Raw genomic sequence first — 12,937 nt, 5'->3', positions numbered from 1 at the left:
ATATAAGGTAAAACTTAACTCAGCCTTTTTAAGAGAGTATAAATACTAAATAAACCAAAAACTAGTACAAGTCAATTTGAAAGATACATCTAGCCCACAAGAAAAAAATTTTGAATTAGATTGCTCGGTAGCTGGCTATGACTACGAACTACCTCCAGAACTCATTGCCCAAAACCCAGCAGTTCCTAGAGATAGTTCGCGGTTACTGGTAGTTGATTCTCCGACTACAGGCATCGAAACAGCACCTCTACACCATATTTTCCATGATTTGCCTGCACTGCTGCGCTCTGGTGATTTGTTGGTTATGAACAATACAAGAGTCATTCCAGCGCGGCTTTATGGTCATAAATCCACTGGTGCGAAAATCCAGGTGTTGCTGTTGGAAGAACGGCAGCATAACTGTTGGTTAGCTTTAGTTAAGCCAGGAAAAAGCTTCAAACGGGGAGCGAAGATTGTTTTTACAGGAAGGCAATTAGGAATTAAGGATTGTAAAGATTCTTCTTTAGTACCCAGCGATGCACTGAGCTTGTCGAAGTGTCACCAACTCACGGCTACGGTTCTAGAAACAGATGCAGCTACTGGGGGGCGTTTGTTGCAATTTGATGTACCAGAGGGTAAGACTTTGGTGGAACTGTTAGAGGTATTTGGTGAAGTCCCGTTACCACCATATATCACTACCTCAGAAGCAGCTGATGAGCAGTATCAGACAGTTTATGCTAAACAACCAGGAGCGATCGCAGCTCCGACGGCAGGATTACACTTTACCCCAGAATTATTACAAAAGTTGCGCGATCGCCAAATCGATCGAGCTTTTGTGACGCTACACGTTGGTGTCGGCACATTTCGCCCTGTGGAAGTAGAGGACGTAACTACCCATCAGATGCATGAAGAATGGATTGAAGTTCCTGCGGCTACAGTAGAGCAAATCCGCGCCACTAAAGCTGCTGGCGGTCGAATTATTGCTGTGGGAACAACGGCAGTACGGGCTTTAGAAGGGGCGGCTCAATCTGGTAATTTACAGCCATTTTGCGGAAAAACAGACTTGTTTATTTATCCCGGCTACCAATGGCGGGTGGTAGATGGTTTGATTACGAATTTTCACTTACCGCGTTCTAGTTTGTTGATGTTGGTAAGTGCCCTAATTGGCAGACAACGATTATTGAATATATACAACGAAGCGATCGCTTTTGGATATCGCTTTTATTCATTCGGTGATGCCATGCTAATTTTGCCGTCAGCTGTGGGAGCGGGGAGTGGGAAGAGACGCGATTAATCGCGTCTGTACAAGAAAGAGACGCGATTAATCGCGTCTGTACAAGAGTTAGAAGTTAAAAGTTGGAAATTGGGAATTTTTTCTTTCGTGGTGGGTACTCTGACTTATAAGGGGTTAAAAATAAGTACAGGTCTGCTATTAATGTCTGAAAAATACCTATTTTCTCATTGGTTAAATTTATTTTGTCAGGTAACACTCGGTGGCTGTTCTGCATTTTTGCTCTTGGCTGCACCGACAATTACTAATTTTCCAGTTAGCAAGCTGCTGGCAGAAACTGCAATTTCTCAGGATCTCGAAGCAGCTAGCTTTTTCCAGCAAGGAGTTACGCGCTATAACCGCCAAGACTTACAAGGTGCAGAATATGCCTTTCGTCAAGCGTTACAGCGAGATCCTAACCTTGGGGCAGCACGGAATTATCTGGGCAATATATTGATAGAGCAAAATCGCCTGGATGTAGCTTTACAAGAATTTACAGAGGCGATAAAAGTTAATCCCAATTCTAGCGAAGCTTATTACAACTTAGGGTTAGTGTTGCACCGACAAGGAGAAAAAGATGCAGCAATTACCGCTTATCGCCAGAGCTTGGCGATCGATTCCACAAGGGTGGCAGGGCTGTATAATCTGGGTTTGTTGCTGTATGAACAAGGAAAGTCAGAGGAAGCGATCGCTGCCTACCAAAAAGCAATTAATCTAGATGGCAGCAATGCCAATGCTTATCTTAACTTAGCGATCGCCTTGCAACAACAAGGTCAAATCGAGCCTGCGATCGCCAATTATCGCCAAGCTTTGAAGCTAGATCCTAAAAATGCCGCAGCCTACAGCAATATGGCAAATTTGCTAGCAATGCATGGTCAAGCTCCTGAGGCTATTTCTGTTTATCGGCAAGCGATTCGCCTAAATCCAAAAAGTGCCTCAGCTTACTATAACTTGGGAGTAACTTTATATAATCAGGGCGAATTCAAAAAAGCCAGTGGAGTCTTGAAACGCGCTCACAATGAATATCGCGAGCAAGGTAACATTGAACAAGCCCAAAAAATTGAGCAGCTAATGCAGCAAATTGCTCAGAAAAATGGGCAACAGCAACCTCAAGCCAGTCAAACAGCTACTCCTTCTCAGAGTTCAGATTCTACAGTACAAACATCTGAGCCACAAACGGCAAATCAACCAGAAACGCCCGCAAACCCTGGCGATGTACCTGTCTCAGTCGAACCACAATCCACTTCAACAAGTCCCGGACAATAAAAAACTCAGAGTTAAGGCTATTTGCCCTCATCCCCCACCCCCTTCTCCCAAACTTGGGAGAGGGATTTAGGGTGAGGGCTTTTGATTCATCCAATAAGTCTATTCTCTACTCGAAGTTAGTTTTGAGTAAAAGTTGCACACGGCATAACTCCTAACTTTTAATTCCTAACTCCTAACTTTTTTAAATCGGCAAACGATTAATATCTTTATTACAACCAATAACAACCATTGCTGAACCACGCTCTAAACGCTTGGTAGCGTCAGGATTAATTTGAAATTTCCCATCCTGGCTTACTGCTAGCAAATTTAAACCGTAGCGGTTACGAAGTTGCAGTTCAGTGATGGTTTTGCCGTGAAATTCATCAGGCACAATCAACTCTACAATACTGTTATCGGGGTCGAGGTCAAACCGATCTAGAATTGCTGGTTTAGTAAGAGTACGCGCTAGGGCACAACCCGCTTCATACTCAGGAAAAACAACATGATCTGCGCCTACTCGCCGCAACAGTTTACGATGAACTTCACTAGAAGCTTTAGCAACTACATGAGGTACGCCAGCCTCTTTCACATTGAGAGTGGTTATGATACTTTCTTGAACGTAGTTACCAATTGCGACAATTACAGTATCAAATTCAAAAATTCCAGCTTCTTTGAGTGCGGCTGGTTCTGTAGAGTCTAGTTGCAAAGCATGACCAACTATTCCCTCAGTTAATGCTTCTGAAACTCGTTTTTCATCAATATCTGTTGCCAGCACTTGATAACCAAAATTGTGCAGTGTGGAACAGACAGAGCGACCAAAACGACCTAACCCAATTACAGCAAATTGCTGATTATCTTTGCGTAAACTGCGAAAAAAACTTAATGATGACAGATTCACCGTTGTTATCCTTATTATGGCTCCCTGTATTTAGGGCAAAAAACGGTTATACCGCTTGAATTAAAATTTTATTTTTTGCCTTCCGATGTATATTTTATCAGTTTGGGCATTGGGCATTGGGCAATAACCAATAGTTCTTCTTCCCCTGCCTCCCCTGCTCCCCCTGCTTCCTACTCCCTCCTCAGAACTATCCCACGAGTAAATTCTCTTCAGGATAGTGAATTCTGGTAGGGCGGGGATCTCCTAGTACAGCAGACATAAGTAGTAAAACACCTACTCGTCCAATGTACATAATGACAATTAAGATCAGCTTTGCTGCTGTGGAGATACTTGCTGTAATGCCTGTAGAAAGCCCCACGGTAGCAAAGGCTGATACCACTTCAAACAAAATTTGGATAAAATCTAATGTTGGATCTGTGAGGCTAATTATAATAGTAGCTAAAATAACCGTCGCTACTGAACCCACTAACACACCTACAGCTTTCAAAATTAAAGTTATTGCTATCTTGCGATCGTACAATAAAACTTCTTCTTTCCCCTGGAGAATCGTTTTAGTGCAACTGGTCAAGACTCTCAGGGTTGTTGTTTTCATTCCTCCTCCTGTACCACCTGGACTTGCACCAATAAACATCAGCGCAATCGTAATAAATAGACCAGCGGTAGTCATTTTGCTAATATCGATGGTGTTAAAGCCAGCAGTTCTGGGAGTAACTGATTGAAACCAAGCTACTAATATTTGACCACGTAAATTTAGATAACCAAATGTTTCAGGGTTTCTGATTTCTATACAGAAAAAGGCGATTGTCCCTATTACTAATAAGATAATAGTTGTACTAGTTGCAACTTTAAAATCTAGGGAAAATATTTGGTGATGATTTTTTTTGAGAATGCGATCGCGCAACCAAAAATACATTTCCAAAATTACCTGATAGCCAATTCCCCCAAAGATAATCAACATAGTGATGGTGAAGACTACTAACAAGGAGGACTGATAACCAATTAAGTTATCTTTAAACAAACTAAAACCAGCATTATTCCAAGCATTGATACTATGAAAAATTGCCAACCACAGTCCTTCATTCCAACCATATTTTGGAATAAAAGCTGGTATAAGTAAGAATATTCCTGTAATTTCAAAAATTAAAGTTGTAGCAATAATTGAACGGATGACTTGGGCACTCCCGCTCATTCCTGGTCGGTCTAAAGCTTGTTGAATAGCTACCTTTTGTCGCAGGTCAAACTTGCGTCCAATTAGCAGAATCAGAAAGGTAGTGCTTGTCATATAGCCCAAACCGCCAATCTGAACCAACAGTGTCATAAACAGCTGACCCCAAAAAGAAAAATAAGTACCAGGATCGACCACTGATAAGCCAGTAACACAAACCGCAGATGTTGAGGTGAACAGCGCCACAATAGGGTCGTTCCATGTACCATCGCTAGTCGAGAAAGGCATCATTAACAAGATTGTTCCTATAGCGATGACAGTCAAAAATCCCAGGCAAACTGTGCGAGAAACGGTCATAATTAATTCGTAGTTCGTAATACTTCGGCTACGCTCAAGACAAGCTCAGTACAAGTTCGTAATTCGTAATTAAGAAAGTTAGAGTAAATCTAGGTTTTCATTTCTTGTATATGTAGGTTGTTTGGAATAATTGGTATAAATTTGACGAAGAAAAGTTTATTAAGGTAAAACTGAGAAATTTTTTCCAGGAGGATAAATCTCGGTTTACCTTCCCCGGAGTAAAAATACCCTTATTTAATTAAAAACATACATGGTAGCCTACCTGTATGTTTTTTTTGAATTCTAATTCGTCTCAATACTACTTTTTTCATGAGTGCAACACTTTACCAGCAAATTCAGCAGTTCTACGATGCTTCCTCTGGTCTGTGGGAACAGATTTGGGGCGAACACATGCACCACGGCTATTACGGTGCTGATGGCAGCCAGAAAAAAGACCGTCGTCAAGCTCAAATTGATTTAATCGAGGAACTGCTTAATTGGGCGGGGGTACAAGCAGCAGAAAATATCCTCGATGTGGGTTGTGGTATTGGTGGTAGTTCTTTATACCTGGCAGAAAAGTTTCATGCTAAGGCTACAGGGATTACTTTGAGTCCTGTGCAAGCTGCCAGAGCAACGGAACGCGCAACGGAAGCGAATTTGAGTCTGAGAACTCAGTTTCAAGTCGCCAATGCTCAAGCAATGCCTTTTGCTGATAATTCTTTTGATTTGGTTTGGTCGCTAGAAAGCGGCGAACACATGCCAGATAAAACGAAGTTTCTCCAGGAATGTTATCGGGTATTGAAACCTAGTGGGAAGTTAATTATGGTGACTTGGTGTCATCGACCGACTGATAAGTTACCACTGACGGCGGATGAGGAAAAGCATTTACAGGATATTTATCGGGTGTATTGTTTGCCTTATGTAATTTCTTTACCAGAGTATGAAGCGATCGCCCGTCAACTTCCATTAAACAATATTCGCACCGCCGATTGGTCAACCGCCGTCGCCCCCTTTTGGAATGTAGTCATTGATTCGGCGTTCACTCCCCAAGCACTTTGGGGCTTACTCAATGCTGGTTGGACTACCATTCAAGGGGCGTTATCGCTGGGGTTGATGCGTCGCGGTTATGAACGCGGGTTAGTTCGGTTTGGTTTATTGTACGGGAATAAGTAGAAACAAGACCGCGCTGTAATGAAACAGCGCGATCGCACTACAATTTAAGAAATTCAATGACGGCTAATTTTACAGAGCTTATTATTGAGTATTTTAACTTATTGACAAAAGGTACTTTGTCTTAACTTCTTACGGATATGCTTGTAGAGACGTTGTATTGCAACATCTCTACATACTACTAAATCCCACCAATAACCTTAACTAAGCGGTAAGGAATAAGAGTTACAGAGAGTTCTTGCCTAAGTGATAGCTTAGATAAGGGAATTTAGCGTGTTTCATTCAACGACTGTTACTGAAGCCCCTTCATTGGATGGAGGTATAGCGGGTAATTCCAGACAGTATCCAGCACCATACACTGTCTTAATATAGCGGGGGTGGCGAGGGTCTGGTTCTAGCTTGGTTCTCAAGTGGCGAATATGCACTCGAATCGTTTCTATGTCATCATCAGGATCGTAGCCCCAAACTTCTCTGAGGATTTCGCTGGGAGAAACTGTTTGACCGTGGCGTTGCAGTAAGCAGTGAAGTAGCTCAAATTCCAAGTGAGTCAATTTCACCGTCTCATTGAACCATATTGCCTCAAATCTTTCGGGAACGAGGGTTAATGAGCCATAGTTGAGAATTTCACTATGCTTTGCGGCTTGAGGAATCCGGTCAGTCCGCCGCAAAAGTGCCCGCACCCGCGCCAGCAGTTCTTCAACTTCAAAAGGCTTGGTGAGGTAGTCATCTGCGCCAGCATTGAAGCCTTCCACCTTGTCCTGAGTTTGGCTCAAAGCTGTCAGCATTAACACGGGAATCTCAGAGGTGCGATCGTCGCGGCGCAGGCGTTGACAAACGGTAAACCCATCTACCCTGGGCAACATTAAATCGAGCATGATCAAGTCTGGTTGTAGCTGGAGAGCCAGCGCTTGACCTTTGATGCCGTCTTCAGCTTGACTAACATCGTAGCCAGCCATTTCCAAGTTGACGGCAACTAGTTCTGAAATCGCTGGGTCATCGTCTATGACAAGAATCCTCGGCATTCTTAAAAAATTATTACTACTTATTAAGGATAATTAACAACCTTTGATAGATACAAAGATTTTTGAATCGATTCTAAAAAAGTTTTTAAATCTTACATAAATATTAAGATTAAATGACTGTGAAATCAAGACTCAATTACACGAAATCTTATAGTCTATGATGTGTTATACTCCCCCCTACAATCCGTCTTGGTTTTTACAAAACGGTGTGATGATGACTGTATACACCGCTTTGTGGGGAAAACGTAACTGGGAAAGTACTGTTTTCTTACAAGAACCGTCTTATCACGAAAAAATCTTTATTGGTGGCCAAGGTGTGCCAATTTTTGGCTTGGTTGCCATCCCGGAAAATGCTCATAGCACGATTATCGGTACTTATGGCATTACCGGAGAGTTAGAGACAGAATGGTTTTTGAGGGTGCTAGGGCGTAAAGCTTATGCCCAAGGATACGCTGTAGTGTTATTTGATTGGCGGGCCCACGGAAAAACAGCCGAATTGTCCCCGACTCTAACTTCTGATGGTTTGTATGAGGGGGAAGATTTTGTTCGCATCGCTGCTGCTGCAAAGGCAATGGGATGTCCGGGGAAATTTTGGTTTACAGGGTATTCTTTAGGAGGGCAATTGGCGTTATGGGCGGTGAAGGTGGCTGGTGAGGTGATTAAGGAGGATGAAGATTTAGGATTAGAAGATAGCGATATTGGCGGTGGTATGGTGATTTGTCCGAGTTTAGATTCACAGCGATCGCTATCTTATCTAGTTACAAAGCCCTTTGGTAGATATTTAGAAGCAGGGATTGCCCAAAATTTAAAAAAATTGGCGTGGCGGATTCATGATGCTCATCCTGGAAGCCTTGACCCAGAAGCGATTGAACGAGCAAATAGCATTTGGGGTTTTGATAATGAATTGGTAATTAAGCGACTTGGTTTTCCTTCTGTGGAAGCATATTACCAAGCTAGTAGTGCTTTGCAAATATTGCCGCAAATCTCGAAACCGACTTTGATTCTATATGCTGCGGACGATCCACTTTTTGACCCAGCTATCATACCGGAATTAGAAGAAGCGTGCGATCGCAATTTTGCAATAGATTTGTTACTTACTCAGTATGGCGGTCATGTTGGCTATCTCAGTAGCAAAGAGTGCCAGCGTCAAGTACAAGACCCCGATCTTTGGTGGGCATGGAATCGGGTTTTACAATGGTTAGAGCAACAACGAACAGATTCTAGTTGCTAAGATGTTCGACAGATGGAGTCGTATTTTGGAAGCCCAAAATAGAGAGGATGGCATTGACCCAGAAGCTACCACAATATCATTGGTAAACCAGCAATAACAGAAGCAATACCCGTCCAGAGAGTAAAACGCGCAATATCTAATTCATCCAAAGCAACGCTCATTTGCCTAATTGCCAATAGCAGCGCTGCTAGTAGCAGTATAAAAAAGGCAAAGTACTCCAAATTAAGAATCATTCATCCTCACTATGTTCTAGAAAAAAGTAGTTGTAATAGGTTTTTAACAAGCTTTGGCAAGGGTTTTTTGTTCCAGATTTAACACTTTCTGAGAAAAATTATTTCTTACTGAAGATATATCTACTTCAGAACACTTGCAGACATTGGTCGTAGTTCCTTTGAGTAATGCTGTAATAGCTAATGTTGTAGCCAAAATAAAATTTGCGATTCTCTATTAAAAGTTTTAAAGTATTTTCTCTCAGGAGATTTAACGTGTAGTTGAGGAGCGTACATCTAGAGTAATAAATTATAATATTTAGCTGGCAAAAGCAATCGCGGCTACCTGTATTTATGTTTACAGCTAGACTTAATATCTAACAATACCTATGGCATATTCTAGGAAAAACAGGCGCAGTTGTATATAGTAATGCTAAAGCGTCAAACCAGATTCACCCATAATATCGTCGTAATTAAACAAACTATTAAAGTACAACTCTCTTGAATTTTTGACTCAATGACCGCTTCTAATAATATTTGGCTACCTGCACCGACGAATTTAACTTTGCTACCGGATGAGATTCATGTCTGGCGCATAGAACTTGACCAACCAGAAGTACAGCTGCAAAATTTAGCAGCGACTCTTTCCAGTGACGAAACATCTCGTGCTGAACGGTTCTATTTTCAGGAACATCAGCAGCGTTTCATCGCAGGTCGTGGTATCCTGCGAACTATATTAGGGCGCTACTTGGGTATCCAACCGTTACAAGTGGAGTTTAATTATCAACAGCGTGGCAAACCAGTACTAGCAGATAAATTTGCCGATAGTGAACTGGCGTTTAACTTGTCTCATTCCCAAGGGTTGGGTTTATGTGCAGTGAATTGTACTCGCCCAATTGGTGTAGACCTAGAATATATTCGCCCGATGTCTGATTTGGAAAGTCTTGCCAAACGGTTCTTTTTACCGAGAGAATATGAGATGTTGCGATCGCTATCTCCCAACCAACAGCAAGAAGTATTTTTCCGTTACTGGACTTGTAAGGAAGCTTATTTAAAAGCAACTGGAGACGGACTATCTCAGCTAGAGCAAATTGAAGTATCGCTCACTCCCACAGAACCAGCCAAGTTACAGATATCCGAAGATTGGAGTCTTTTTGAACTAGTACCTGCTAACAATTATGTTGCTGCTGTTGCTGTGGCGAATTTCGGCTGGAATTTAAAATGCTGGCAATATTGATGTTGATTAAGCTCATCTCGTGGGTGAAACAAGAGACATTTTGCGGACATTGTAAAATGACAAATGACAAATGACAACCTACTTACTTATCTTCCTGCATATTTCTCACAATTCTTGTCACCACCTTTCTAGGTACAAATCTGACGCTTTTTGCAAGTAGTTTATTCATAAAACCAGGAATAACAATGGTTTTGCCCTTCATTAAAGCGTGAAAACCAATTTCTGCTACTGTTCGTGCATCCATCATCTTCTTACCCTTAAGCAATTTAGAGTCTGCCATCCCCGTTCTTTCATGAAAGCCAGATTCTGTTGAGCCTGGGCAAAGAACTGTCACAGTGACACCTGTACCTTCTAATTCATTAGCGATCGCTTCTGAAAAAGATAAGATATAAGCTTTAGTAGCAAAATAAACTGCCATCAAAGGCCCAGGTTGAAAAGCAGCAGCCGAAGCGACGTTTAATATCTTACCTTCACCTTGCTTGACCATGTGCTTCACGAATAGCTTAGTTAAATGGGTGAGACATACCAAATTTACCTGTAGCATTTCTAGTTCAGTAGCTAGGTCTGTTTCGTGAAATAATCCATAGATACCAAATCCGGCATTATTTACCAGCACATCAACATTAATATCGGCAAGTTGCAACTCCGTGAAAATTTCTTCAGGAGCAGTTGATATAGATAAATCCTTAACAATAGTTTTGACAAAAATCCCAAATTTTTCTTGGAACTTAACTGCAATTTCTACTAGCTTTGGCCCATTTCTGTCTACTAAGACCAAATTGTAATCATGAGCAGCAAAAATACATGCTAATTCGTAGCCAATTCCACCAGCTGCTCCAGTAATAAGAGCAGTTTTCTTGCTCTGACCTTGATGTTTTGTGTTCATGTAAGAATGTTAGTGAATTCAACTTGATGAAGCTGCGTTGCATTTACAGTGGTTCTCGTTCTACAATTAAGTACGCGTAATATCTGACCCAACGAGAAATATCTTGAGTTATTACCCTTTCAAATGCTTGTGTGGTTCATTAGATAGATGTAGCAGTCCAAACGTAAATTTAGGACTTATGCATCGAAAAAGCTAGGCATTAAAGAAGCTCGGTTATTTAAGACTGCTAGCTGTCACTTTTGATTACTCACAAAAGCAAGCGGGTAAAATTAAACTTTTATGCCAGACACTAACCATTCTATCCTCGATTGCTTCTGTCAAGAAGTGAATACTAAAAATTTACATGATTGAGCATAAAAAAACAGGGCAATTATATTGCCGCTGTTAGTGTATAAGTTATTGCTGGCATCTGAAATATTGGTTATTCAGTAGTACTGAGTTTTAAAAAACATGGACTAAAGAAAATTATTTTGTAGTAGCGTGTCAAGGCTAAAATAGTGCATTAAATGTAGATGGCAGTGCAATACTGCGTAGGTTTTGAAGATTTGTAGTTTTACTTCGTTCAACCCAACCAATCTCTGAAAATGTTGGGTTTCCTTCCTCAATCCAACCTACTAGCGTGACATGCTTAAAATATTGGGTTTAAAAAACTCACAAAACCAAACTCTAATCATTAACAGAATAATTCAACCCAATAAATTCAGCTTACCGCGCTACTACAATTTTTTTTTGCAACAATTTAGTCTTGACACATCCTACGCAATTTATGAATTACTAAGCGAGATTCAAGAAGCCGCTTTGAATCAAGTAGGCAGTATAAGTCATAAACAATTGAGAGTCAATTGGAGGGCAAGCAATAGAACTACCTGCTAGTGCATTAAGAGTATCTTGGCAGCTAATATGAGGTCTTCTAGCTTGTAAATACAAATCAGGAATAGTCAGTTGTTCATCAGACCAACGTTCCAACAAAAATGGCCGCAGAGTGTACAAAGGATTGTCCGCAGAAGTCACATTATTGATTAACTCAGATTGCCATTTTTCATAGGGAATCATTTCAACTGAATAACCAAAAGAGCGTATCCACTCAACTAGCATTTTCAAAGCAGCAGGTTGGGGATGTTGTAAATTGAAAGCCTTACCTATAGATTCTTTTTGGCGTGATAGATAAACAATGGCTTTACTTACATAGTCCACAGGTGACATATCCAACATATAATCTACATCAGGGAAATATCCCATTTGTAGACAGCCTTTGGTCATCAAATTGATAAAGTCATGAGTGTTACAAATACCTGTTTTGCTATCACCTGAAATCAGTGGTGGTCTGTGGATAGTTACAGGAAGTCCACGGTCACGAGCAATTTTAACTAACTTTTCAGCTACCCATTTAGTTTGAGAGTAACCAAGATAAATGCCCTCCCAATGATTGAATTCATCCTGCTCTTTAACAACCTTGCCAGCATAAGCCGTGGATTCAAAAACAGCCACACTAGAAACGTAATGTACAGGCTTGACTTTAATTTGACAAGCCAATCTCAGAACTTCTTGGGTTCCTAAAACATTGGCTGCTTTCAGTGCTGAGTAAGGAAAAACATAATTCAACAAAGCACCACTATGATAGATAGTATCAATATTGGTAGCTAAAATTTGAAACTGTTCAGAGCCAACACCTAAGAATGGCAGAGATAAATCGCCGACAATCGGAATAATTCTGGACTTAAATTCTTCTTGCCAAATTGCATACTGTTCCAGATTCTTTTGGAGTTTGCTTTTGCCTTCTTCGGCATTAGCAGCACGCACTAAGCAATAGATATCCGCCTTAGTTTCCTGTAGCAGTTCCCGGATGATAAAAGCTCCTAAAAAGCCCGTTCCTCCAGTTATAAAGATGTTCTTGGGTTCACCTACAAGCACATTAGATGCAGCACCGGGATGGATTGTGGGGTCAAGAACAGCCTCTGCACCTAAATCTAGAACAGAGGGTGCAGCATTGGCATTAGAGGCTACTACTTTTGTATCTTGAACGGGCGAACCTTCTTGTACTTCTTCAGCTAAACGCTGTGAAAGAGCTTCAATATTTGGGTAATGCCACAATAGCAACGGAGATGGTTGAAATCCGAGCAACTTTTCTAAGTTACTTACTAGAATCATTGCTTGGGCTGAATCTAAGCCATAGTTTTCTAAATGTTCTTTGACATCTATTTCATCAGTTGCAACTCCTAGCAACTTAGCTAAGTTAGATACCAAAAATATTTGAATATCGTCTGCGGTGAAAGACTGTTTTATAGTCAT

The 12,937-nt window shown here is 41.1% G+C and carries 12 protein-coding genes; 5 read left to right on the top strand and 7 right to left on the bottom strand.

Annotated elements, in window-relative coordinates; all coding sequences use genetic code 11:
• The first annotated feature begins 76 nt into the window (after positions 1-76).
• Both queA and RMZ95_RS10945 read left to right on the top strand, forming a co-directional pair.
• On the top strand, positions 77-1,273 hold the full coding sequence (gene queA, locus RMZ95_RS10950; protein ID WP_409882398.1) for a tRNA preQ1(34) S-adenosylmethionine ribosyltransferase-isomerase QueA: 1,197 nt from the start codon (positions 77-79) through the stop codon (positions 1,271-1,273).
• 141 nt (positions 1,274-1,414) lie between these two features.
• Complete coding sequence (locus RMZ95_RS10945) at positions 1,415-2,515, top strand: tetratricopeptide repeat protein (RefSeq protein WP_322684576.1); 1,101 nt, start codon at positions 1,415-1,417, stop codon at positions 2,513-2,515.
• Between the two features lie 181 nt (positions 2,516-2,696).
• Here the strand turns inward: RMZ95_RS10945 and RMZ95_RS10940 are convergent, their stop codons facing one another.
• Positions 2,697-3,392: a potassium channel family protein gene (locus tag RMZ95_RS10940; protein WP_292726573.1), complete on the bottom strand. Its 696-nt coding sequence runs from the start codon at positions 3,390-3,392 to the stop codon at positions 2,697-2,699.
• A gap of 187 nt (positions 3,393-3,579) precedes the next feature.
• Positions 3,580-4,914, bottom strand: a complete 1,335-nt coding sequence (locus RMZ95_RS10935) for a TrkH family potassium uptake protein (protein ID WP_322684577.1) — start codon at positions 4,912-4,914, stop codon at positions 3,580-3,582.
• A 309-nt stretch (positions 4,915-5,223) separates the two neighbouring features.
• Between RMZ95_RS10935 and RMZ95_RS10930 the strand changes: the two genes are divergently transcribed.
• A complete protein-coding gene (locus RMZ95_RS10930) occupies positions 5,224-6,066 on the top strand; it encodes a methyltransferase domain-containing protein (protein ID WP_322684578.1) in 843 nt (280 codons plus the stop codon).
• A gap of 275 nt (positions 6,067-6,341) precedes the next feature.
• Here the strand turns inward: RMZ95_RS10930 and RMZ95_RS10925 are convergent, their stop codons facing one another.
• Complete coding sequence (locus tag RMZ95_RS10925) at positions 6,342-7,085, bottom strand: response regulator transcription factor (protein ID WP_322670411.1); 744 nt, start codon at positions 7,083-7,085, stop codon at positions 6,342-6,344.
• Positions 7,086-7,242: 157 nt separating this feature from the next.
• Here RMZ95_RS10925 and RMZ95_RS10920 point away from each other — a divergent pair, with 157 nt between their 5' ends.
• Entirely contained in the window at positions 7,243-8,316 is a 1,074-nt protein-coding gene (locus RMZ95_RS10920; RefSeq protein WP_322684579.1) for a YheT family hydrolase, read from the top strand.
• Between the two features lie 65 nt (positions 8,317-8,381).
• Here RMZ95_RS10920 and RMZ95_RS10915 read toward each other — a convergent pair whose 3' ends face one another.
• Together RMZ95_RS10915 and RMZ95_RS10910 are read right to left on the bottom strand one after the other, a co-directional pair.
• A complete protein-coding gene (locus tag RMZ95_RS10915) occupies positions 8,382-8,549 on the bottom strand; it encodes a hypothetical protein (protein WP_190893192.1) in 168 nt (55 codons plus the stop codon).
• A gap of 43 nt (positions 8,550-8,592) precedes the next feature.
• Entirely contained in the window at positions 8,593-8,742 is a 150-nt protein-coding gene (locus RMZ95_RS10910; RefSeq protein ID WP_322690782.1) for a hypothetical protein, read from the bottom strand.
• 300 nt (positions 8,743-9,042) lie between these two features.
• Here RMZ95_RS10910 and hetI point away from each other — a divergent pair, with 300 nt between their 5' ends.
• Complete coding sequence (gene hetI / locus RMZ95_RS10905; RefSeq protein ID WP_322684580.1) at positions 9,043-9,762, top strand: 4'-phosphopantetheinyl transferase HetI; 720 nt, start codon at positions 9,043-9,045, stop codon at positions 9,760-9,762.
• Positions 9,763-9,844: 82 nt separating this feature from the next.
• Here the strand turns inward: hetI and RMZ95_RS10900 are convergent, their stop codons facing one another.
• Together RMZ95_RS10900 and RMZ95_RS10895 are read right to left on the bottom strand one after the other, a co-directional pair.
• Positions 9,845-10,648 (bottom strand): SDR family oxidoreductase, encoded by an 804-nt coding sequence (locus RMZ95_RS10900; protein WP_322670406.1) that lies wholly within the window; start codon positions 10,646-10,648, stop codon positions 9,845-9,847.
• Positions 10,649-11,422: 774 nt separating this feature from the next.
• On the bottom strand, positions 11,423-12,937 hold the full coding sequence (locus RMZ95_RS10895; protein WP_322684581.1) for a thioester reductase domain-containing protein: 1,515 nt from the start codon (positions 12,935-12,937) through the stop codon (positions 11,423-11,425).

Origin of the sequence: Nostoc sp. DedQUE07 (assembly GCF_034530975.2) — a bacterium.
Classification (GTDB): domain Bacteria; phylum Cyanobacteriota; class Cyanobacteriia; order Cyanobacteriales; family Nostocaceae; genus Nostoc.
Note: the sequence above shows the minus strand (reverse complement) of the source record. Positions and strands in the feature narration are given on the sequence as shown.

Excerpts from the sequence above, each read along its gene's own strand:
- RMZ95_RS10945 (WP_322684576.1), top strand. The coding sequence starts at position 1,415 with ATGTCTGAAAAATACCTATTTTCTCATTGGTTAAATTTATTTTGTCAG.
- RMZ95_RS10935 (WP_322684577.1), bottom strand. The coding sequence starts at position 4,914 with ATGACCGTTTCTCGCACAGTTTGCCTGGGATTTTTGACTGTCATCGCT.
- RMZ95_RS10930 (WP_322684578.1), top strand. The coding sequence starts at position 5,224 with ATGAGTGCAACACTTTACCAGCAAATTCAGCAGTTCTACGATGCTTCC.
- RMZ95_RS10925 (WP_322670411.1), bottom strand. The coding sequence starts at position 7,085 with ATGCCGAGGATTCTTGTCATAGACGATGACCCAGCGATTTCAGAACTA.
- RMZ95_RS10920 (WP_322684579.1), top strand. The coding sequence starts at position 7,243 with ATGATGTGTTATACTCCCCCCTACAATCCGTCTTGGTTTTTACAAAAC.
- RMZ95_RS10915 (WP_190893192.1), bottom strand. The coding sequence starts at position 8,549 with ATGATTCTTAATTTGGAGTACTTTGCCTTTTTTATACTGCTACTAGCA.
- hetI (WP_322684580.1), top strand. The coding sequence starts at position 9,043 with ATGACCGCTTCTAATAATATTTGGCTACCTGCACCGACGAATTTAACT.
- RMZ95_RS10900 (WP_322670406.1), bottom strand. The coding sequence starts at position 10,648 with ATGAACACAAAACATCAAGGTCAGAGCAAGAAAACTGCTCTTATTACT.
- RMZ95_RS10895 (WP_322684581.1), bottom strand. The coding sequence starts at position 12,937 with ATGACTATAAAACAGTCTTTCACCGCAGACGATATTCAAATATTTTTG.